Here is a 21,543-nt window from a genome sequence, read left to right on the forward strand (position 1 = left end):
CTTCCCGATCATCCTCGCCCCACGGAGACTGCCATGACCAAGGTTCTCGTTCTCTACTACTCCGCCTACGGCCACATCGAAGCGATGGCCAACGCGGTGGCCGAAGGCGCCCGCGAGGCCGGCGCCACCGTGGACGTCAAGCGCGTGCCCGAGCTGGTGCCGGCCGACGTTGCCAAGGCCTCCTACTACAAGCTCGACCAGACTGCCCCGATCGCCAAGGTCGAGGAGCTCGCCGATTACGACGCGATCATCGTCGGCACCGGCACCCGCTTCGGCCGCATGGCCTCGCAGATGGCCAACTTCCTCGATCAGGCCGGCGGCCTGTGGGCCAAGGGCGCGCTCCACGGCAAGGTCGGTGGCGCCTTCACCTCGACCGCGACCCAGCACGGCGGCCAGGAAACCACCCTGTTCTCGATCATCACCAACCTGCTGCACTTCGGCATGACCATCGTCGGCCTCAACTACGGCTTCGCCGGCCAGATGAAGCTCGACGAGGTCACCGGCGGCTCGCCCTATGGCGCCACCACCATCACCGGCGGTGACGGCAGCCGGCAGCCGAGCGCGAACGAGCTGGCGGGGGCGCGCTATCAGGGCCGCGTCATCGCCGAGACCGCAAAGAAGCTGCATGGCTGATGCGACTGGGGCGGCACTTCCGCAAACGAAGTGCCGCCCCATTTCACAAGAGTTGGAAAGTAGGAGAGGAGTCCGCAATGCCCGCCATGCTCGAACTGGTGACGCTGGCCCGGTTGGCCCGCCATCCCCTGCAGATGATGGCGCGCCGCTGGTACTGCAAGAGCCTCTACCGCGCCAGCCGCGGCCAGCGCCGCTGCCCGGAATGCACGGCCGCTACAGCGGCTTGATCTGCACCTTCCTGAACTTCACGACGCCCGAGCCGTATTGCAGGGCGATCGGTCCCGCCGCGTGCTTGCTGTCGTCGACATCGGCGGTCTTCTCGCCGTTGAGGATCACGGTCAGCCGCGTGCCCTTGGCGGTGATCTCGTAGGTATTCCAATTGCCGCCGGCCTTCGGCATCGGATCGACCTTGGACACGTCGACGATCGCGCCGGTGCCGTATTTCGGATCGGGCCGCTTGTCGAAGATGTTGACCTCGTAGCAGATGTTGGAGTCGATCTTCGCCGACTGGTCGCAGCGGATGAAGATGCCGCTGTTGGCGGCGTCATCGACCCAGAACTCGGCCTTGATCTGGAAGTCCTTGTAGCTCGCCTTGGTCACCAGATACGATGGATCCTTGCCGTCGAGCTTGTCGGCCGACAGCGCGCCGTCCTTCATCTCCCAATTGGCCTTGCCGACCTCGGTGAAGTCGGCCTTGGTCGTGGAGTCGACCAGAGTCACCCAGCCGTCATCGGCCAATGCCGCTCCCGTCATGCCTGCGCCCGCAATCAATAGTCCGGCCGCGAGCCCACTCAAGCGATACCGCATCGAAACTCCTCCCTGATTTCTGTTTCGTTCGTCGCCACGATAGCAAAGCGCCGGACAATGCAAACGGGTTTCGATGCTGCACCTGCTCTATCGTCTCCTCCAACTACACCGCCGTGGCGCGCGCAAAATCGACATAGATCTCGCGCAGCCGCGCCGCCACCGGTCCCGGCTCGCCGTCGCCGACGGGCTTGCCGTCGATCGTGACCACCGGCTGCACGAACGAGCTCGCGCTGGTGATGAAGGCTTCCTTCGCCGCGAGCGCCTCTTCCACCGTGAATGGCCGCTCCTCGACCTTGAGCTGGCGCTCCTCGGCGAGCTTCACCACGGCCTTGCGGGTGCAGCCCGGCAGGATCGCGTTCGAGTTCGGCCGCGTCACGATGACGTCGTCCTTGGTCAGGATGAAGGCCGAGGACGAGCCGCCCTCGGTGACATGACCGTCCTCGACCATCCACGCCTCGCCGGCCCCGGCCGCGGCGGCCGCCTGCTTCGCGAGCACCTGCGCGAGCAGCGCCACGCTCTTGATGTCGCGGCGCGCCCAGCGGATGTCGGGCACGGTGATGACGCCAATTCCCGTCTTCGCCGAGGGCGCATTGATGATGTCCTTGGCGGTGACGAACATCACCAAGGTCGGCTTGACGTCGCCCTTGGGAAACGGGAAGTCGCGGCCCTTGTCGGCGCCGCGCGTCACCTGCAGATAGACCATACCCTGGTCGAGCCGGTTGCGTGCGACCAGCTCCTTCTGCAGCTCCTCGATCCGCGCCAGGCTCTCCGGCAGCGCCAGCCCGATCTCGCCGACCGAGCGCTCCAGGCGGGCAAGATGCGGGGCACTGTCGACCAGCTTGCCATCGAGCACCGCCGCCACTTCGTAGATGCCGTCGGCAAACAGGAAGCCGCGATCGAGGACCGAGACCTTGGCCTCGGACAGGGGCACGAAGGCGCCGTTGACGTAAGCGATCGGGTCCAAGGACGTGTCTCCATTCTCATCTGCGCACGCAAAGCATCTGCGTACACCAATTGTTACTCTCGCCGTCATTCCGGGTTCGCCCTACGGGCGCCCCGGAATGACGGACGCAACTAATGCGACAGGATCTTCGACAAGAACTGCTGCGCCCGCTCGCTGCGCGGCTGGCCGAAGAAATCCTCTTTCTTGGCGTCCTCGACGATCTCGCCGCGGTCCATGAAGATGACGCGGTGGGCGACCTTCCTGGCGAAGCCCATCTCGTGGGTCACGACCATCATGGTCATGCCCTCGCGGGCGAGATCGACCATGACGTCGAGCACCTCGCTGATCATCTCCGGATCGAGCGCCGAGGTCGGCTCGTCGAACAGCATCGCGATCGGGTCCATGGCGAGCGCACGTGCGATCGCCACGCGCTGCTGCTGGCCGCCGGAGAGCTGCGCCGGAAACTTCTGCGCCTGCTCCTTGAGACCGACGCGATCCAGGAGCTTCATGCCCTTCGCGGTCGCTTCCTCATGGCCACGACCCAGCACCTTCTGCTGGGCGAGGCAGAGATTGTCGATGATCTTGAGATGCGGAAACAGCTCGAAGTGCTGGAACACCATGCCGACCCGCGAGCGCAGCTTCGGCAGGTTGGTCTTGGAATCATTGACCTTGAGGCCGTCGATCGTGATCACGCCGTCCTGGAACGGCTCCAGCGCGTTGACGCATTTGATCAGGGTCGACTTGCCGGAGCCGGAGGGGCCGCAGACCACCACCACCTCGCCCTTGGCGACCGAGGTCGTGCAGTCCTTCAGCACCTGGAAGCTCGGGCTGTACCATTTGTTGACGTGGCTGATTTCGATCATGGGAGCCGACTATCTGATGATGGAGATGCGCGACTGCAGGCGGCGGACGCCGTAGGACGCGACACAGGAGATGGTGAAGTAGACCAGGGCCGCGAACAGATACATCTCGACCAGACGGCCGTCGCGCTGGGCGACTTTCGAAGCAGCGCCGAGGAAGTCCGGAATCGAGAGCACGTAGACCAGCGACGTGTCCTGGAACAGCACGATGGTCTGCGTCAGCAGCACCGGCAGCATGTTGCGGAACGCCTGCGGCAGCACGACGTAGCGCATGGTCTGCGCATAGGTCAGGCCGAGCGCCGAGGCCGCGGCCGGCTGGCCGCGCGAGATCGACTGGATGCCGGCGCGCATGATCTCGGAGAAATAGGCCGCCTCGAACAGGATGAAGGTGATCAGGGAGGACGCGAACGCGCCGACCTTGATCGGCCGCGACGAGCCGGTGATCCACTGCCCGATATAGGGCACCAGGAAGTAGAACCAGAAGATCACCAGAACCAGCGGCAGCGAGCGCATGAAGTCGACATAGAGCCCGGCGATAAAGCCCATCACCCGATAGCCGGACAGCCGCATCAGCGCGATCAGGGTGCCGAACACAAGACCGCCCGTCGCCGACAGCGCCGTCAAGGTCAGCGTGAAGGTCATGCCGTCGATGAAAAGATAGCTCAGCGAGCGGCGGATGACGTCGAAATCGAAATTGGCCAGCATCTCATTTGCCCGTGATGTAGCCAGGGACCGCCACTGCGCGCTCTAGGAGCCGCATGCCGATCACGACGATGACGTTGATGACGAGATACATCAAGGTGGCGGCGCTGAAGGCCTCGAACACCTGGAACGAGAATTCCTGCATGGCGCGCGCAGCGCCCGTCAGCTCGATCAGACCGATCGTGATTGCGACGGCGCTGTTCTTGACCGTGTTGAGAAATTCGGACGTCAGCGGCGGCAGGATGATGCGGAAAGCCATCGGCAGCAGCACGTAGCGGTAGGCCTGCAAGGTGGTGAGGCCGAGCGCGGTCGCCGCCAGCTTCTGGCCGCGCGGCAGCGAGCCGATGCCGGCCGCCAATTGCACGGCGACACGCGCCGACATGAACAGGCCGATGCCGACGGCCGCCGTATAGAATGGCGCATTGGGCATCTGCTTCAGCCACAGGCCGATCGTGGGCGGCAACAGCTCCGGCAGCACGAAGAACCACAGGAACAGCTGCACCAAAAGCGGCATGTTGCGGAAGAACTCGACATAGGCGAAGGCGATCCAGGTCGCCAGCTTGGACGGCAAGCTGCGCAGGATGCCGACGATCGTGCCGCAGATCAGCGCGATCACCCAGGCCGACAGCGAGGTCACGATGGTGACCTTCAGCCCCGCCAGCAGCATGTCGAAATAGGTGCCGGCCCCGGTCGGGTTCGGCTCCAGGAAGATGTGCCAGTTCCAGGTGTAGTTCACGGGGACATCCTGAGAGGGAATTAGCTCGCAAGTCGCATTACACAGTCTTTGCCAAAAACTCGCTGCGCTCCCTCCCCCCTTGCGGGGGAGGGTCGGGGTGGGGGGTCCACACGGGCAATCTTTCCTGAGACCCCCACCCCCGACCCCTCCCCGCAAGGGGGAGGGGGGCGCATCGAATTCGGCGCGAGAGCTGCGACCTCACCTTACGGCTTGTACGAGTCCGGATCCGGCGAATCCGACGGCTTGGCGAACTCGGCCTTCAGCTCGGCCGACAGCGGGGTGTTGAGGTTCAGACCCTTCGGCGGGATCTTCTGCATGAACCATTTGTCATACAGCTTGGCGCCCTCGCCGCTGGTGTAGATCTTGGCGGTCGCCGCATCGACCACTTTCTTGAACTGCGGATCGTCCTTGCGCAGCATGATGCCGTAGGGCTCCGGCTTCGAGAACGCGTCCTTGGAAACGACATAGGCGGCCGGATCCTTGGAACCGGCGACGAGGCTCGCCAGAAGAATGTCGTCCATCACGAAGGCGACGGCGCGATCGGTCTCCACCATCAGGAAGGCCTCGGCATGATCCTTGGCCGGGATGATGTTGATGCCGAGATTGCGCGCGGCATTGGCCTCGGTCAGCTGCTTGATGTTGGTGGTGCCGGCGGTCGACACGACCGATTTACCCTTCAGATCGTCGATCGCGTTGATCTTGCTCGCCTTCTTCGAGACGTAGCGGCTCGCCGTCAGAAAGTGGGTGTTGGTGAAGGAGATCTGCTTCTGGCGCTCGGCATTGTTGGTGGTCGAGCCGCATTCCAGATCGATGGTGCCATTGGCGAGCAGCGGGATGCGGGTCGACGACGTCACCGGGTTGAGCTTCACATCGAGCTTGTCGAGCTTGAGCTCCTTCTTCACGGCATCGACGATGCCCATGCAGATGTCGATGGCAAAGCCGATCGGCTTCTGATTGTCGTCGAGATAGGAGAACGGGATCGAGGAGTCGCGGACGCCGAGCGTAATGGTGCCGGTCTCCTTGATGTTCTTCAGGGTCCCCGTCAGGTCCTCGGCCTGCACCTGGCCGGCGCAGAGCGCGGCGGCGACGGCAAGACCGAATAGGCGAAGCTGCTTCATAACTGATCTCCTCAATCCGGCTGATTGCCGGATGCTTGCATAAACCACAGCGAACTCAAAATGGCCCCCGCCCCCCGGACGATCTCCGGCCGGACGAGCGCGGGCACCATAGACCGCCCCGCGGCGGGACGTCCTCGGACGATCGCGACAAATTGCCTGTCCTGCGTCCCCTTCGACAAGACGTTCGGGCTGAAACGGCAGCGCCGAACATCGGGATGGTAAACTGCGAGGGGCTCGCGAGCCCCGCGACCAGACGAAAGTCTCACTCGGGCGGTTCCCGCACGCGGCAATGCAACCGCACAGCACACGGACCTCGTGGTTCGAGACGCGCCGCGCGCGGCAAGCCCGCCGTCCATCTTCCTGACCGGCGCGGCGTTCCTCACCATGAACGTCACCACGGACTTCGCCAAGGCACTAGTCCTCGCCCGGAGGAGCCCGCCGAAGGCGGCCGTCTCGAAGGGCGGCCGCAGGCGCTGAACACGACCGGGGCGTCGCTCACCCCGCCTCAGGCAGCGAGAGGTGAGCACCGATAACGCCAAGAGATGTGTGCTCATGCCCCCCTTCTCGCCTCACAACGGCTTCTGCAGCTCGCCGAGATCCCAGAACAGCCCGGCCATCAGGCCGAGCGCCTCCTCCGTGACATCCAGCAGAATGTGCTCATCCGGCGCGTGCTGCGAGCAGCCCGGATAGGAATGCGGCACCCACATGGTCGGCATCTTCAGCACGTCGGCAAACACGTCATTGGGCAGCGAGCCGCCGAAGTTCGGCAGCACGGCGGGCGCTTTGCCGGTGCTCATCTTGATGGAATCCGCGGCCCATTTGATCCAGGGGCTGTCGATGTCGGCGCGCGAGGCCATGAAGCTCTGCGCCATGCTGACCTCGATCATCGGGAAGCCATGCGCGGCGAGATGGTTCTTCACGTCGGCCACGATGCTGTCGACCTTGGTGCCGACGACGAAACGCAGCTGCAGCACGGCGCGGGCGCGGCCGGGGATCGCATTCGCCGGCTTGTCGATATTGCCGGAGGAGATCGCAAGCACCTCGAGCGTATTCCAGGCATAGAGCCGCTCCGCCGGCGTCAGCCCCTCCTCGCCCCAATGGTCCGACAGCGCCGGCTCGTCGGCGGTCGGCTCCACCTTCACGTCGGCGAGGATGGCGCGGATCGCATTGGTGAGACGCGGCGGCTTCAGCGACTCCAGCTTGATGCGGCCATGGCCGTCGACCAGCGTGGCGATCGCGTTCGCCAGAATGGTCGCCGGATTGGCGAGCACGCCGCCCCAATTGCCGGAGTGATTGCCGCCCTCGCGCAGGTTGACGTCGAGATGCAACCGGATGCCGCCGCGGCAGCCGAGAAAGATGGTGGGGCGCGCGGTCGACAGCCGCGGGCCGTCCGAGCCGATGAAGACGTCGGCCTTCAAGGCGTCGCGATGCAGATCGGCCACCTTGGCGAGATCGGGCGAGCCGATCTCCTCGCCCATCTCGATGATGAACTTGGCATTGAAGCCGAGCTTGCCGCCACGCGCCTCGCGCACCGCGCGCAGCGCCGCCATGTTGACGCTGTGCTGGCCCTTGTTGTCGGCGGTGCCGCGGCCATAGAGACGATTGCCCGCCGGCGTCACCGCCCAGGGATCGCGGCCGTCGCGCCATTCGCCAGCCATGCCGTCGACGGTGTCGCCGTGGCCATAGCTGAGCACCGTCGGGGCACTGTCGCTCTCGTGGTAGGTCGCGATCAGGAACGGCGACTTGCCGCTCGGCGAGGGCACGATCTCGGAGGAAAAGCCGAGGGCGGCAAAGGACGGCGTCAGCTCTTTGGTCAGATACGCCGCGAGCTCGTCCTTGCGCTCGGGATTGAGGCTCTCGGTGCGATAGGCGACCCGGCGGCCGAGCTCGGCCAAGAAGTCACCGCTCGTCAGCGTCTGACGGGCACGGGCAATTGCATCAATCCTGGTCATGGCGCTTTTCCAGTCACAACGAAGGCGGCGTCATATCGGGATCGCGCGGCGAGCGGAAGGGGCTGGGTTTGAATTCAATGCTGATATCAAGCAAGTCTCGGATTTCGGAACCGCGTAGCCTGCCATCAAACTCGGTGGTTGGATCGCGTTGCGGCTTGCTCGGTACTCCTCGCCCGCCCGTGTAACGCCAGCCCCGTCCTCGTCCCGGACGAACGTGGTCAACTGACAATCCAGAGGCGCAGTCTCTCAATTCACCGCGTGACTGACCATCACCTCGATCAGCTTGGTGCCCGGGCGGCGGAACGCGTCCGACAAGCTCGGATTCAGCTCGCGCGGATCACTGATGCGCATCGCCTCGCAGCCGAGCGACTGTGCCAGCCCTGCAAAATCCACCGGCGGGTCGGCAAAATCCATGCCGATGTAGTTGTCGTCGCCGTGAAACGACAGCAGCCGCTGCTTGATGATGCGATAGCCGCCATTGTTGACGATGACCACCGACAGCGGCAGCTTGTGATGCGCTGCGGTCCACAGCGCCTGGATCGAATACATCGCGCTGCCGTCGCCGGAGTAGCAGACCACGGGGCGATCGGGCTTGGCGAGGCTGACGCCGATCGAGGCCGGCAGGCCCCAGCCGATGCCCCCCGAGGCGAGCGCGTGATAGTTATAGCGGTCGCGATAGGGCCACAGCGCCGTCATGTAGCGCGCCGAGGTCAGGCCCTCGTCGACCAGGATGCCGTGCTCCGGCATCGCCTCGGCGACCTGCAGCGCCAGATAGTCCGGGTCGATCGGCGTCCGCTCGCGGGCCGCCTCGATCTGCGCCGCCAGCGTCCGGCGCCGTGCGCTCCAGTTCTTCGAGGACAATTCGGCCACGCGCTCCTGAGCACGCGCCTGCAGGGCCGCGCCGCCGAGCTCGTGTAAGAGCGGCGTGAGCTGAAGCAGCGTCTCGCGAACGTCAGCCTTGAGCGCGATCTCGGCACCGAAATTCTTTCCCAGCTCCCAATCGACGAGGCCGATCTGCACGATCGGCAAGCCCTCGGGCAGCGGCTCGATCTCGCTATGCACGGACATCCGCAAGGGATCGGCGCCGAGCACGATGAGAAGATCGTGTGGCGCGAGCAGGTCGCGGACCTGCTTCTGCGCGCGCGACAATGAGCCGATGTAGCAGGGATGCTCGGACAGGAAATGCGCGCCATAGGGCGCGGACTGCTGATGCACGGGAGCGCCGATCGCCGACGCGAACTCGGCCGCCTGCCGCAGCGCATCGCTCTTGACGACCTCGTCGCCGGTGATGATCACCGGCCGCTGCGCCCTGAGAATGCGCTGCGCCAGCCCCTGCAACGCGTCCGCGGCCGGCAACACGCGCGCATCGACCCGGGTGGAACGGCCGAGCTCGATGCCGCCTTCGGCATTGAGGATATCGCCGGGCAGCGAGATGAAGACGGGACCGGTCGGCGGTGTGGTCGCCACCTTGGCGGCACGCCTGATGATGCGCGGCAGGTCCTCCAGCCTCGTCACCTCGACCGCCCATTTCACCAGCGGCTCGGCCATCCGCACCAGCGGGCCGTAGAGCAATGGCTCCATCAGGCCGTGGCCCTGCTCCTGCTGGCCGGCGGTGAGGATCATCGGCGTGCCGGTGAACTGCGCATTGTAGAGCGCGCCCATGGCGTTGCCGAGACCCGGCGCGACGTGGACGTTGCAGGCGACGAGGCGTCCCGAGGCGCGACTGAAGCCGTCGGCGATCGCCACCACCAGGCTCTCCTGCATCGCCATGACGTAGGTGAGATCGGGATGATCCTTCAGCGCATGCATGATCGGCAATTCGGTGGTACCGGGATTGCCGAACAGATGCGTGATGCCCTCGTCCTTGAGCAGCGCCAGGAAGGCCGAGCGTCCGGTGGTGCGGTTCTTCATGGTGGCGTTTTCCTCTGGGTCGTGGCCTTGTTCGTTCTCGGCAAGCTCTCACTCCGTCATTGCGAGCGAAGCAAAGCAATCCAGCGTCTGTCATAGAGGCAGTCTGGATTGCTTCGGAGCTGACGCTCCTCGCAATGACGGCGGAGGGGCCGTTGGTCCGGCTTCTCATCGATGGCTCCGGCTAAGATCATGTCACGACCTTGCCAATCAGTACGGCTCCTTGAGTGCGCTCATTGTGACGATGCCAAGCTGCCCGCGGATCAGAACATCCCTTCGCGCGAGCCGCGCTTCTTGCGCTGCGCGCGCTGCCAGACCACGCCGGGAAAACCCTTCAGCGGCACCAGGGGCGCGCCGGTGTAGGCCCAATCCGGCGCCTCCTCGATGGCAACGTGATAGAGCGGCTCGCGACCGGTTCGTGCTGCAAATAGCGCGCGCGGGATGTTCACCATGTGCGGCGAGCGGGCGCGCTCGTAGAACACAGGCGAGCCGCAGCTGCTGCAGAAGCTGCGCGTGGCTTTCGCGGCGTCGTCCTCGTAGCGGGTGATCGCATCCGCACCCGAGGTGATGCGAAGGCGCTTGCGCCAGCTTCCGACATAGGTGGCGTAGGCCGCGCCATGGGCGCGGCGGCTGGGCGATGAATGATCATGCCAGGCCCAGCGCGCCGGGACGTCGATCTCGAAGGCGACGCGGCCGCACAGGCATTGGCCGGAGGCGATGCCGGCGGGAGCGGATCTGGGCATGACAAGCATCCATCCACGGCGTCATTCCGGGGCAAGGCCACCGGCCTTGAACCCGGAATGACAATGAAAACGCGACTGCTCGGCTCTCGTGACGCAGTCGAGCTAAGCGGGCGCCATCTCGTCATAGGCCGGATAGTCGGTATAGCCCCTGGCGTCGCCGCCATAAAAGGTGGGACGGTGATACGGCGTCAGCGGCCAGCCGTGCCGCAGCCGGCGCGGCAGGTCCGGGTTGGAGATGAAGGTGCGGCCGAAGGCGATGGCGTCGGCGTGGCCGGCCTGGATCGCGGCGTCCGCCGGCTCGCCGGTGAAGCCGCCGGCGCCGATCAGCACGCCCTTCCACACCGGCCGGAACAGAGCGATGGCCGACGGCACGTTCTGCCAGTTGACGTCGGCGCGGCCGGCGCCGGAGGAGCGCGGCTCGATCAGATGCAGATAGGCGATGCCGAGCTTGTTGAGAGCCTCGATCGCGTAGGTATAGAGCGGCATCGGCTCGGCCTCGCCGGAGCCGTTGGCGATGCCATAGGGCGACAGCCGCACGCCGACCTTGTCGGCGCCGCAGGCGTCGATCACCGCCTGCGTGACCTCGAGCAGGAAGCGGCAGCGGTTCGCGATTCCGCCGCCATAGCGGTCGGTGCGCTGGTTGCTGCGGGTCTGCAGGAACTGCTCGATGAGATAGCCGTTCGCGCCATGCACCTCGACGCCGTCGAAGCCCGCCGCGATCGCGTTGCGCGCAGCCTGGCCATAGGCCGCGACGAGCGCGGGGATCTCGTCGGTCTCCAGCGCGCGCGGCGTCTCGTAGGCCGCCGGCCTGCCGTCCGCCGTCATCGCCTTGAGATCGTCGCCGATCGCGATCGCCGACGGCGCCACCGGTAGCGCGCCGCCCGGCTGGAACGAGGAATGCGAGACGCGGCCGACGTGCCAGAGCTGTAGGAAAATGACTCCGCCCTTGGCATGCACCGCGTCGACGACCTGCTTCCAGCCAGCGACCTGCGCCGCGCTGTAGATGCCCGGCACGTTCGGGCTGCCGGTGCCGGTCGGCAGCACCGGCGAGGCCTCGGCGATGATCAGGCCGCCCGGCGTCGCGCGCTGCGCATAATACTCGACGTTGAGCGGCCGCGGCGCGAGCGTCTCCCTTGCGGCGCGCATGCGGGTCAACGGCGCCATCACGACGCGATGCTTGAGGCGATAAGGACCGATCGTGAGCGGTGAAAACAGCGCAGGCAGCATTTCGTCCCCAGATGTCGTTGCGATTGTCGATTGGGATCATCTTGTTCGCAAAACATGATGGTGGCAATGTCCGCCCCACGTCAGTACGAGCAGACCCTCCATGCCGAAAGCGAACGCCCTGCCCTCGCTCAGCCTGCGCATCGATCTCGATGACGGCAGCCGGATCGGGCCGGGCAAGATCGCGCTGCTGGAGAACATCGCGCGACACGGCTCGATCTCTGCGGCCGGGCGCGCGATGGACATGTCCTACAAGCGGGCCTGGGACCTCGTCGACGAGATCAACCGGGTGTGCCGGCAGCCCGCGGTCGCGCGGCAGACCGGCGGCCGCAATGGCGGTGGCGCAGCGCTGACGGCGTTCGGCGCGCAGTTGGTCGAACGTTACCGGCGCATCGAGCGCGATGCGGCTGACGCCGTGAAGAAGGATCTCGCCGCGCTGCGCAGCGACATCGAGAAGCCGAGGAAGGCGCGCGGGGCCAAGGCCGCGTCGTAAGCCGGTTCCAGACGACGCGATGCATCTGCGACCGGACTGGTGCCCTCGCGTTGCAGCCGCAAAAAACCCCTCTTGCCGTCAGCCGGATGATCTTGCGGCCGCGCCAGGACGTCATACACCAGCATCTCATCGTCATGCCGGAGAACCTGCCGTGTCTCACCCCGCCTTGTCCGCCGACCACACCGCCGTCGTCACCGGAGGCGCCTCCGGCATCGGGCTCGCCGCCGCCATGCGCTTCGCAGAGCGCGGCATGAACGTCTGCATCGCCGATGTCGACGAGGCCCGGCTGCGCGACGCCGCCGCCAGGCTCGCGGCCGCGGCCAAGCGTGGCGAGGCTGCGGTCATGACCGCCACGGTCGATGTGAGCAACCGGGACAGCGTGGTCGCGCTCGAAACGGCGGTGCGCGCACGCTTCGGCGCGATCGACGTGCTGATGAACAATGCCGGCATCCAGCCGGGCAGCAAGATGCTCACTGAGGCCAATTGGCAACGCATCCTCGGGGTCAATCTGTGGGGCATCATCCATGGCGCGCAGGTGTTCGCCCCCGGCATGATCGCGCAAGGCAGGCCGGCGCTGATCATCAATACCGGCTCCAAGCAGGGCATCACCACGCCGCCCGGCGATCCCGCCTACAACGTCTCGAAGGCCGGCGTGAAGGCGTTCACCGAGGCGCTGCAGCACGAGCTGTGCAACACGCCCGGCTGCCAGGTGACGGCGCATCTGTTCATTCCGGGCTTCGTGTTCACGCCGCTGACGGCGAATGGCCGCATCGAGAAGCCGGCCGCCGCCTGGACGCCGGAGCAGACGGTCGACTTCATGCTGGAGCGGGTTACGGCCGGCGACTTCTACGTGCTGTGCCCCGACAACGACGTGCCGCGCGCGCTCGACGAGCGGCGTATCCTGTGGGCAGCCTCCGACATCGTCGAGAACCGGCCGCCGCTGTCGCGCTGGCATGCCGACTACGCCGACGCATTCGCGGCGTTCGCAAAGATATCGCCATGATCCGGCCACATCGGAGCGGCGGCAGCGTAGCTGCTCCCGGTCTCAGCACAAGCTCCCAGACGCGTCGGATCGTCGCAAGGCGGTCCGCGTGCGTTCGGGACGTCTACCCATCGACCGAATCGCTACGGTCGAACGCTCTTGCAACTTACTGATTTGCCGCGGGCGCGACGTCGCCGCTGGTCGCCGGCTCTTGAAGCGCCCCTCAACCGTCAAGCGGTGAGATGTCGCAGCTCTGCGGGAGCGCCATCCGTACGCCGCACGACAATCTGACGCAGACGCATTCCACAATCCCTGCGCGAAGCAGCCACGAAGCAGGCAGCAGATAGCCCTCATCATCCGCACCCGCGTCAGCCGCGCCCGTTGCTTCGGCTCATCCGCAGTGGTGCGCAGCTTTGAGGAGTACGTTGGACATGTCGCGCCATCACCGTCACCATCACGACAGTCACCACGGTCACCATCATCACAACGACCACCACCACCATCATCATCACAATCATCACTGCCAGCCGGCGCCTGCGCCAATGCCTCCGACGCCGCCCACGCCGACACCGCCCACGCCGCCGACGCCCGCGCTCGGCTTTGCCGATCTCGGCGTCGTCTTCAACGACGCGACGCGCTTTCTCGAAGGCGGACTGTGGCGCAACGTGGTCGAGGAAGGCGGCCAGGGGCTTGGCAGCGTCTACAACTACACTGGCGATCTCACCGTGATTCAGGATGGTCTGAAGGCGATGGTTGCCGCCGGCCAGTTCACCGGGCAGACGCTCACCAACATCAACAAGATCCTCGCTGACATCACGGTCGCGCAGGATGCCGCGATGGCTTCGGTGACCGGCGGCGGCGCGTTCGGCAGCATCGCCGCCGCGGAGACCGCGCTGCGCAACGCGCATCTCGACATCCTCAACGTCGTCAACAACGATCCGAACCTTGCGGGCAAGGCGACCAATGCCGACGGCGCCACCGGCTTCCTGCAGGCGCCGGCGCTGCTGCCCGAAGGCGTGACGGCCGCAACCGCCGCCAAGGGCACGCTGGCCGAGCTCGGCCTGATCTTCAACGATGCCGCCAACCGGCTGATCGGCGGCGTGAACGAAAGCAACGTCGATGTCATCCAGGACGATGTCGACGCGCTGATCGCCGGCCTCAATGCGCTGGTCGCCGCCAATCCGCTGCAGTTCGGCGGCCTGACCGGCGTGCACGCGCTCGCCATCATCGACCAGCTCGCGCTCGTCAACACCCACATCAACGGTGCGGCCGGCAATGTCGACATCGGCCGCGCGCTGAACGACGACTTCCTCGACATCATCGACATCGTCGCCGGCGACACCAATCTCGCCAACATGGCGCAGCAGAACGGCCTGACCGGCTGGAGCGGCTTCGGCGACTTCCTCAACCCGACGCCGGCCTATCAGGACAACCAGGCACAGACCGATTTCTGGGCCATGTTCATCGCCCAGTCGAACGCGCTCGGCAAGGCGGCGATATCAGCCGTCAATTCCGGCGACGCCGCCGCGATGGCCAAGGTCACCGCCGACCTGATAACCTTCAAGAAGGACGTCACCGATTTCGACGCGGCGCAGGGCGGCATCTTCCAGGCCCGCTTCGACAACGAGCTGCTCGGCGACCAGAGCACGCTCGGCGCCGAGATCGCCAAGATCCTCGAGGGCTTCCAGGCCGGCAACAAGGCGCTGGTCGCCGCGGCCGCCGACCAGATGCACCAGAACGCAGCCGATGTCGGCGGCAACAACATCCCGGTCAATGGCGGCGCCTACAATGTCGACGGCACCACGATCGGCCAGGTGCTGGCGACCACCGGCGGCGGCAACAGTGCCGACGCCGCCGCGCTGCTGGCCGCGGTCACCAGCGCGCCGGCCTCGAACGTGATCATGCTTCCCAGCGCCGCGCCAGCAGCACACGCCGGCGCCGCTCCGGCAACCCTGGTCATGGACGGTCCGATGATGGAGGGGCCGATGATGGAGATGTCACAGCATCAGCATCATCACATGTGGGCGTGATCACTTGTCGCTCGGGCGCCTGCACCAGCAGGCGCCTGACGAGCGCGAGCGCGGTTTCCGTGGCCGGATCGGCCGAGATCACGGAGACCGCGAGCACGATGAGATCGACCGGCTGGTGCGACAGCACGATCACATGCGTCGCATGCCGCGCATCCATCAGCGCCACCATGCGCTCGACGGCGGGGTCGGTGACCGCCCGCCGCCACGGCGCATCGGCCCGGCGCAGCACACGGCTTGACGCGAGAAAGTCGCGCAGCAGCGGCGGATCATAGGCGGTCAGCTCATCCTCGCGACAGCGGCGTGCGCTTTCGAAGACCGGCTGGCGCGTGAGCTCGGCGATCAGATCGTCGCGCGTCGCCGCGATCGAGGCCCCGATCGAGTCGAGCACGCCCGGCTCGCGGGCTTGCAGCATCGCGCGCAAGGCATCGCCGATCAGCCCGATCGTGAGCACGCCGGCCACCGCGACCGCGCAGAAACGCATCAATTGCGCCGCATCGACGTCCGGCGACAGCGCGGCCGCGGCGGCGCCGAGCAGGGCGGCGCCGAGGATTCGCAACAATGTCAGCAGCCCGCCCTGACGCTGCGTCTCCGCGCTGGCGCCGGCGATCAGGATCGCGGTCACCGCCAGCAGCGCGCCCAATGCGCCGAGCCGCACCGGCATGCTCGGCGCCAGCACGCGGAAATCGGTGATGATGAAGGGAATGACCATGACGGCGCCGAACGCGACGCGATCGATGACGCGGTTCTCCCAGGCCAGCAGGCTCGCGCGGTCGCGGCGAAGCAGCAGCCAGGCGCAGGTCGCAAAGCCTGCGAGCTGAAAGGCTGACAGCACGACCGTGTGGTGGCTTTCGAACTCGGCCGGACCGAGCGCGCCGGCGAGCGCGAGCACCACGCCGCCGGCCAGCGCGATCGCCTTGAGCGCGCGATGCGCGTGTCGCCGCAGCAGACCTTCCGTCACCACTAGCGCGCCGAGCGGGATCAGCGCCGCCGGAATCAGCGAGATGCGGTCGAGAAAAGCATTGTCCGTCCACCAGGCGATGCCACGCAACAGGAACAGCGAGGCGACGGTCCCGAGCAGAACGACGAGCCGCGCCGTCAGCGGTCCCCTCGGGTCGCGCCGGTGCAGCATGGCGGCGGCCACCGCGAGGCCGATTGCGCCGCAGAGGTTGACGACGGAGTCCGCAACGATGCCGGCCGTCATGGCGCGGCTTCGCCGGGCTGCAGGCGCGGACGGAGCGTGCCGAACGTCCTGGTGTCGTCGAGCCAATGCACCAGCGGCAGGATCATCCGCTGCAGCGCCAGCACGGCCGAGGTCGCCAGCAGCGCCGGCAGCGAGCCGGAGGGGATCTCGCGCAGCAGATAGCGCCGGGCGGCGGCGAGATCGATTCGGCCGAGCTGCAGCAGATCGTCGCCCCTGGTGTAGTCCAGCTCGCGCGCGCAGAAGCCGTTGTAGATGGCGTCGCGATGCTTGGGCGCATCGTCATACGTCTTCTTCAGCGCATCGGAGCCGCCGGTATAGGCGTTGGTGATGACGAAGCGCGCCTCGTCGAACCCGGCCTCGCCGCCGACGCCGAACACCGCGCGATGCGCCCGCATGATGCCGCGCGCGAGCTGAAGATGCGCAAAGCTCTGTCGGGCCTGCGGCAGCGGCGACGGATAGACGTCGGAGAAGGTCTCGCAGACCATGCCGGCCACCGCCGGCACCTGCGTGACGTTGGAGATCCATTTCGGCCGCAGGCCGTCGCGGATGAACAGCAGCAGCGTCGTGAGGCCGTAGAGCACGCCGGACAGGCCTTTGCCGCGCGCTTCCGGGTCGACCATCACCAATCCGAGATGGATCACCTGCTGGGTGTCGCCGTCGCGCTCGACCTGCATCACCGCGAGCGCATTGAAGGCGATCGGCCGGCCGCCCGCCTCCTCCGACACCACGGTGATGATGGCGCGCGCGAGCGGCTCGCGCGCTCCGGAGAAGATGCCGTAGGTGAGCTCGCCGGCGGGCAGCGTCTTGCCGGCGACGGTGCGGAGATCGGCCACGAGCGCCGCCAGCGCCGCATCGTCCAGGGTCGTGCCCGGGCTCTCGACGATGCGCGTGCGAAACTCCGCATGGGTGCGCAGCGACAGGTCCATCGCCTCCTGCCCCAGCGCCGTCAGCCAGAAGCCGACATTGTCGTGGATACGCCTGGCCGTTGCGACGACGTTCATTGTCCTCATCCACCTGCCCGATCAGAAACGTCTCGCCGAAGCCGTGCCTAAAGTTCACGACATACGCTCCGCGCCGTTAATTCATGATCATGACGCAGGACGGAGCGTCAGTGACGGTAAACGCAGGTTGAACGACCGGAAGCGGTGGACGCCATCGCATCCACCGCTTCCCGGCACGCGCGGAGTGTCCCCCTCACCGGATTGCATCTTCGATGCAATCCGGCCTCTACCCGCATCCGCCTTCGCTCGTCGAGCTAAGGTGGACAAGAGCGGGGAGAGGCGAGGAAACCGCTGCTCACGCCGCCTTCGACACCTCCATCAGCAGGCGCTCGGCGCGGGCGTCCTCGATGCGGTTGACGAGCTTGCCGCTCTCGTGGCGGTCACGCAGGGTCTTGGTCAGGGTGACGCAAGTCTGCACCAGCATGACGATGCCCATCGTCAGATAGCCCTTCATCCAGAGATCGATCGGCATGAAGAACACGCCGAGAGCGACGAGGAAAGCGGAGGCGGCGAACGAGGCGTAGGAGAAGGTGATGAAGGCGCTGCTGTGGGGCTGGGTGTTCTGGTTCATGGTCGGCTCCTATGATGACAATCAGGTTGGTTGATGCGTTTCGATCGGTGGTGACGAAATTCAGTTGGCCGGTGCAGTGCGGCCGGCTTTCAGCCGCGCCAGCACGTCGTCGGCGGTGGTCTTGATGCGCGGGCCAAAGCCCTGCTCGGCGAGCTTCTCGGCGGTGGTGATCGGCCCCGTCGCGGCATCGAGCTCCATCAGCGCCTCGTCGGCGGCCTGCGCTTCCATCTGCCGCTCGCGCAGCCGCTTCAGGGTCGCCTCGGCCTCTGGCAGCGTGCATTCGTAGGGACGCGCCGCCTCGATGCCGCCGCGGCGCAGATTGCGCACGGCCTCGGAGGCGCGCGCAATCCGCCGGCCGCGATCGAGCTCGGCAATGCGCGCCTCGGCGTTGGCGACATGCTTCTTCAGCCTGGTGATCTCGGTCGCGAACAGCGCCCGCGCCGTCCTGGCCGCGTCACGCTCGGCCTCGAGGCCGGCGATCGCCTGCGCCGCCTCGCGGGCCAGATCCTCGCGGCCGCCGTCGAGCGCTGCGGTGGCGCGCACCTCGAGATCGGTGATCCGCGCCAGGGTCGCCTCGAGCCGCTTGCCCTCCTGCTGGTCCTGCGCGATGGCCAGCGCGAGCGCGCGCTTGCTGCGATCGACGGCGGCAGCGGCGTCACGCAGCTGCTGATCCAGGATCACCAGTGCGGTCCGGTCCTGCAGCTCCTCCTCCGCGACGGCCACGGTGCCCCGAAACAGCGTCAGAACAGTCTTGAACATTGTGAACTCCCTGTTATGAGCATTGCTCATAGAGTTTCTTCTAACGCAATCATGAGCGCCGCTCAAGAAATATTTTGAGCATCGCTCAATATTTTGGTTAACAATGTCCAAGACACTGGAAAGACGTGCAAAACAGCGCGAAGCCCTGATCGAGGCCGCCGAGCGGATGATCCGCACGCGGGGTCTCGCCGGTCTGAAGACGCGCGATCTCGCCCAGGAGATCGGCGTCGCCAATGGCGCGGTCTACAATCTCGTCGCCGATGTCGACGAGCTCGTGCTGATGGTTGGATCACGCACCCTGGCGCGGCTCGACGCGGAATTGTCGGCGGCCGAAAGCGCCGGGCCGCCGGGCCCCGAGGCTGCGCTGGTGCGCATCGCGACCGCCTATTGCGACTTCGCAGCCCACAATCTCGAGCTCTGGCGCGCGCTGTTCGAGCATCGCATGGCGCCTGAGAAGCCGCTGCCCGACTGGGCCATCGCCGACCAGATGCACCTGTTCCGTCACATCCACCAGCCGCTGGCGGCGTTGTTTCCGCAGCGCTCGTTCGACGACATCAGCGTCACCGCGCGCAGCCTGTTCTCGGCGGTCCACGGCATGGTCGCGCTCGGCTTGGAGCAGAAGCTGATCGCCGTTCCGCTCGCCGCCCTGCGCCAGCAGATCGCGACCATGGTGCAGGCGATGGTGACGGGACTGGTGGCGGAGGAGACGACCGGCCGGTGACGCGCAGCTTGGCGTCGCGCGCAGCGTCATCGGACGCCTGAACGCCAACGATCAAACACGACTGCTTCACGGCATTTCTCTCCTGCCTGCTGTGATAGCTAGTTGCTGCCCCGGCGGCGCGGCTCCCGCCTTGTTCAGCCGGAATTGACGGCGAGAACAAACAACCGCCCCATTGCTTCGCAGTATCATGCCGACGTTCGGACTTGTTCCAGACAACATGTCTGGAACCCCGATCCATCAGCACTCGATGACGAGTGTTGGTCTGTGTGACATGTGCAGATCTCGGCGCATGGCCACGCTCATCCGGCCGGCAGAACCTGCAGCGTATGACGGCCGCGCGATCAAGAAAAAACTCCAACGAGTCCATGACGCGCGAGCCAAGGGGAAAATCGTGAGACATCTGCGTGCGCCCAATGACGACCGCGATCCGCCATTCCCGTCCGGCTACGACGACGGCCGGCGTCCGCTGTATGAACAACCGTGGCGCGACGAGCACGATCGGCCTACCCCTGCTGAATTCGCGTCCCGTTACGGCGTGCAGGAGGTTCCTCCGCCGCCACGGGAACGGCGTCTCCTCGGCGCGTTGAGCATGATGGGGCTCGTGGCTGTTGCCGCGGGCGTGGCCGGCTTTGCAGCGACGAGACTTCCGACGCGGTGGACCGCTGCGCTCTCCGCCAAGAGCAGCGCGACGGTGACAACGACGGCAACAGTCCCGTCGCCGCCGGTCCAAGCCGCGCAGACCGTTGCGCCAGTCCAGGATACTCTCCGGACCGGAGCGCTCGCGAGCGCCGTCCCCGTCGTCGCGCCGGATCAGAGCCTGCCGCTGAGGGAGGAGGACCGCGTGCCGAAGTTCGATACGCGGATGGCCAATGCCGCGTCGGCGCAGCCGACCAGCGCGCGGCCCCCGGTCCAGGGCGTGACGGATACCGAAATCAGCTTCGGAATGGCGGCGCCGTTCTCGGGTCCGGCCAGGGAGATGGGCCATCAGCTCAAGCTCGGCATCGACCTCGCCTTCGCGCAGGCCAACGAGGAAGGCGGCGTGCATGGCCGGCAGCTCAAGCTCTACACGGCCGATGATGCCTATGAGCCGACGCGGACGCTGAACGCGATGAAGGAGCTCTACGAGCAGCACAGGGTGTTCGGCTTCGTCGAGAACTACGGCAGTCCGACGGCCCTGATCTCGGTGCCGTACGCGCTCGAGCATCATGCGCTCTATTTCGGCGCCTTCACCGGCGCTCCTTCGCTCCGCCACGATCCGCCGGATCGCTACGTCTTCAACTACCGTGCCGGCTACGCCGAGGAAGCCCATGCGCTCGTGAACTATCTCGTCAAGAGCCGCAAGCTGCGTCCGCAGGAGATCGGAGTTCTCACCCAGCAGGATGCCTACGGCGACGCGGGGTGGGAGGGTGTCAGCAAGGCGATGCACGGGCTGCGCGGCGGCGTGGGCGACGCCTTCCGCATGAGCTACAGCCGCAACACCGTCAATGTCGACGAGGCCATCGCGCAACTGCGCCGGCAGAAGCATGCGATCAAGGCGGTGGTGCTGGTCGCCACCTTTCGCGCCGCGGCCAAGTTCATCGAGAAGACCCGCGACCTGTATCCGGACATGATCTACGCGACGATTTCGGGTGTCGGCAGCACCGGCCTCGCCAGTGAGCTGATGGTGCTCGGCCCGCGCTATGCGGACGGCGTCATCTGCACCCAGGTCACGCCGGCGGTCGACGGCTACGCGTCCGTTACCCTGAACTACAAGAAGGCGCTCGACAGATATTTCCCGGGAGAGCCGGCGGACTACTCGTCCCTGGAAGCCTATCTCACCGCCAACATCCTGATCGAAGGACTGCGTCGCGCCGGTCCCGCTGTCGACACCGAGTCGCTGGTCGATGTCCTCGAATCGATGCAGAATTACGAGCTGGGCGTTGGATCAAGGGTGAGCTTCGGCCCGTCCGACCACCAGGCGCTGCACAAGGTCTGGGGCACGCAGCTCGACAAGACCGGCCAGTATCACGCAATAGATCTCGAATAGGCTGAATGGCCTGGGCTCGCCGCTCCGTGCAGCGTGCGTGAGCGGGTTGCTTTCATCGGCGGTTTCGGCCATATCGATCGCATGATCAAGACTGAGACCTTGCACGCGAACACGTGGTGGCGCTCCATCTAGG

General features: G+C 66.1%; 22 protein-coding genes. 8 read left to right on the top strand and 14 right to left on the bottom strand.

Annotated elements, in window-relative coordinates:
* Positions 1 to 33: 33 nt before the first annotated feature.
* Together wrbA and QX126_RS02395 are read left to right on the top strand one after the other, a co-directional pair.
* Positions 34 to 633 carry an NAD(P)H:quinone oxidoreductase gene (gene wrbA, locus QX126_RS02390; RefSeq protein ID WP_315779088.1) on the top strand — a complete coding sequence of 200 codons (600 nt, stop codon included), beginning with the start codon at positions 34 to 36 and terminating at the stop codon, positions 631 to 633.
* A gap of 77 nt (positions 634 to 710) precedes the next feature.
* Positions 711 to 860: a hypothetical protein gene (locus QX126_RS02395; RefSeq protein ID WP_315736529.1), complete on the top strand. Its 150-nt coding sequence runs from the start codon at positions 711 to 713 to the stop codon at positions 858 to 860.
* Here QX126_RS02395 and QX126_RS02400 read toward each other — a convergent pair.
* From QX126_RS02400 to QX126_RS02425, 6 genes are all read right to left on the bottom strand, one after another.
* Positions 847 to 1,440: a DUF1080 domain-containing protein gene (locus QX126_RS02400; protein WP_315779089.1), complete on the bottom strand. Its 594-nt coding sequence runs from the start codon at positions 1,438 to 1,440 to the stop codon at positions 847 to 849. The two genes, QX126_RS02395 and QX126_RS02400, sit on opposite strands and share 14 nt — an antisense overlap.
* Before the next feature lie 103 nt (positions 1,441 to 1,543).
* Complete coding sequence (locus QX126_RS02405) at positions 1,544 to 2,404, bottom strand: D-amino-acid transaminase (protein WP_315779090.1); 861 nt, start codon at positions 2,402 to 2,404, stop codon at positions 1,544 to 1,546.
* A gap of 110 nt (positions 2,405 to 2,514) precedes the next feature.
* Complete coding sequence (locus QX126_RS02410; RefSeq protein ID WP_315736526.1) at positions 2,515 to 3,246, bottom strand: amino acid ABC transporter ATP-binding protein; 732 nt, start codon at positions 3,244 to 3,246, stop codon at positions 2,515 to 2,517.
* A gap of 9 nt (positions 3,247 to 3,255) precedes the next feature.
* Positions 3,256 to 3,948, bottom strand: a complete 693-nt coding sequence (locus QX126_RS02415; protein ID WP_315736525.1) for an amino acid ABC transporter permease — start codon at positions 3,946 to 3,948, stop codon at positions 3,256 to 3,258.
* Between the two features lies 1 nt (position 3,949).
* Complete coding sequence (locus QX126_RS02420; RefSeq protein ID WP_315736524.1) at positions 3,950 to 4,681, bottom strand: amino acid ABC transporter permease; 732 nt, start codon at positions 4,679 to 4,681, stop codon at positions 3,950 to 3,952.
* A 203-nt stretch (positions 4,682 to 4,884) separates the two neighbouring features.
* Entirely contained in the window at positions 4,885 to 5,799 is a 915-nt protein-coding gene (locus tag QX126_RS02425) for an amino acid ABC transporter substrate-binding protein (RefSeq protein WP_315736523.1), read from the bottom strand.
* 315 nt (positions 5,800 to 6,114) lie between these two features.
* On the opposite strand from QX126_RS02425, the gene QX126_RS02430 reads away from it, so the two are divergent.
* A complete protein-coding gene (locus QX126_RS02430) occupies positions 6,115 to 6,276 on the top strand; it encodes a hypothetical protein (protein ID WP_315779092.1) in 162 nt (53 codons plus the stop codon).
* Positions 6,277 to 6,368: 92 nt separating this feature from the next.
* Here QX126_RS02430 and QX126_RS02435 read toward each other — a convergent pair whose 3' ends face one another.
* The 4 genes from QX126_RS02435 to QX126_RS02450 all read right to left on the bottom strand — a co-directional run bounded on the left by QX126_RS02435 (position 6,369) and on the right by QX126_RS02450 (position 11,629).
* Positions 6,369 to 7,751: a M20 family metallopeptidase gene (locus tag QX126_RS02435; RefSeq protein WP_315779094.1), complete on the bottom strand. Its 1,383-nt coding sequence runs from the start codon at positions 7,749 to 7,751 to the stop codon at positions 6,369 to 6,371.
* A 246-nt stretch (positions 7,752 to 7,997) separates the two neighbouring features.
* Positions 7,998 to 9,662 carry a thiamine pyrophosphate-binding protein gene (locus QX126_RS02440; RefSeq protein WP_315779097.1) on the bottom strand — a complete coding sequence of 555 codons (1,665 nt, stop codon included), beginning with the start codon at positions 9,660 to 9,662 and terminating at the stop codon, positions 7,998 to 8,000.
* A gap of 260 nt (positions 9,663 to 9,922) precedes the next feature.
* A complete protein-coding gene (locus tag QX126_RS02445; RefSeq protein WP_315736520.1) occupies positions 9,923 to 10,402 on the bottom strand; it encodes a GFA family protein in 480 nt (159 codons plus the stop codon).
* 102 nt (positions 10,403 to 10,504) lie between these two features.
* Positions 10,505 to 11,629 (bottom strand): alkene reductase, encoded by a 1,125-nt coding sequence (locus QX126_RS02450; RefSeq protein ID WP_315779099.1) that lies wholly within the window; start codon positions 11,627 to 11,629, stop codon positions 10,505 to 10,507.
* Between the two features lie 100 nt (positions 11,630 to 11,729).
* Here QX126_RS02450 and QX126_RS02455 point away from each other — a divergent pair, with 100 nt between their 5' ends.
* The 3 genes from QX126_RS02455 (at position 11,730) to QX126_RS02465 (ending at position 15,131) form a co-directional block, all read left to right on the top strand.
* Positions 11,730 to 12,119, top strand: coding sequence for a winged helix-turn-helix domain-containing protein (locus QX126_RS02455; RefSeq protein ID WP_315779101.1), 390 nt, complete (start codon positions 11,730 to 11,732; stop codon positions 12,117 to 12,119).
* A 151-nt stretch (positions 12,120 to 12,270) separates the two neighbouring features.
* On the top strand, positions 12,271 to 13,122 hold the full coding sequence (locus QX126_RS02460) for an SDR family NAD(P)-dependent oxidoreductase (RefSeq protein WP_315779102.1): 852 nt from the start codon (positions 12,271 to 12,273) through the stop codon (positions 13,120 to 13,122).
* 410 nt (positions 13,123 to 13,532) lie between these two features.
* Complete coding sequence (locus QX126_RS02465; protein ID WP_315779104.1) at positions 13,533 to 15,131, top strand: hypothetical protein; 1,599 nt, start codon at positions 13,533 to 13,535, stop codon at positions 15,129 to 15,131.
* Here QX126_RS02465 and QX126_RS02470 read toward each other — a convergent pair.
* From QX126_RS02470 to QX126_RS02485, 4 genes are all read right to left on the bottom strand, one after another.
* Complete coding sequence (locus tag QX126_RS02470) at positions 15,058 to 16,332, bottom strand: hypothetical protein (protein ID WP_315779106.1); 1,275 nt, start codon at positions 16,330 to 16,332, stop codon at positions 15,058 to 15,060. The two genes, QX126_RS02465 and QX126_RS02470, sit on opposite strands and share 74 nt — an antisense overlap.
* Entirely contained in the window at positions 16,329 to 17,333 is a 1,005-nt protein-coding gene (locus tag QX126_RS02475) for a hypothetical protein (RefSeq protein ID WP_315779107.1), read from the bottom strand. The genes QX126_RS02470 and QX126_RS02475 overlap by 4 nt, the downstream gene beginning before the upstream one ends.
* Before the next feature lie 295 nt (positions 17,334 to 17,628).
* Positions 17,629 to 17,904, bottom strand: coding sequence for a YiaA/YiaB family inner membrane protein (locus tag QX126_RS02480; protein ID WP_315716622.1), 276 nt, complete (start codon positions 17,902 to 17,904; stop codon positions 17,629 to 17,631).
* Positions 17,905 to 17,964: 60 nt separating this feature from the next.
* A complete protein-coding gene (locus tag QX126_RS02485) occupies positions 17,965 to 18,663 on the bottom strand; it encodes a PspA/IM30 family protein (protein ID WP_315779109.1) in 699 nt (232 codons plus the stop codon).
* 103 nt (positions 18,664 to 18,766) lie between these two features.
* Here QX126_RS02485 and QX126_RS02490 point away from each other — a divergent pair, with 103 nt between their 5' ends.
* On the top strand, positions 18,767 to 19,384 hold the full coding sequence (locus QX126_RS02490) for a TetR/AcrR family transcriptional regulator (RefSeq protein WP_315779111.1): 618 nt from the start codon (positions 18,767 to 18,769) through the stop codon (positions 19,382 to 19,384).
* A gap of 391 nt (positions 19,385 to 19,775) precedes the next feature.
* Positions 19,776 to 21,410: an ABC transporter substrate-binding protein gene (locus QX126_RS02495; protein ID WP_315779113.1), complete on the top strand. Its 1,635-nt coding sequence runs from the start codon at positions 19,776 to 19,778 to the stop codon at positions 21,408 to 21,410.
* Positions 21,411 to 21,543: the final 133 nt, after the last annotated feature.

Origin of the sequence: Bradyrhizobium sp. SZCCHNPS1003, from assembly GCF_032381555.1 — a bacterium.
GTDB lineage: Bacteria > Pseudomonadota > Alphaproteobacteria > Rhizobiales > Xanthobacteraceae > Bradyrhizobium.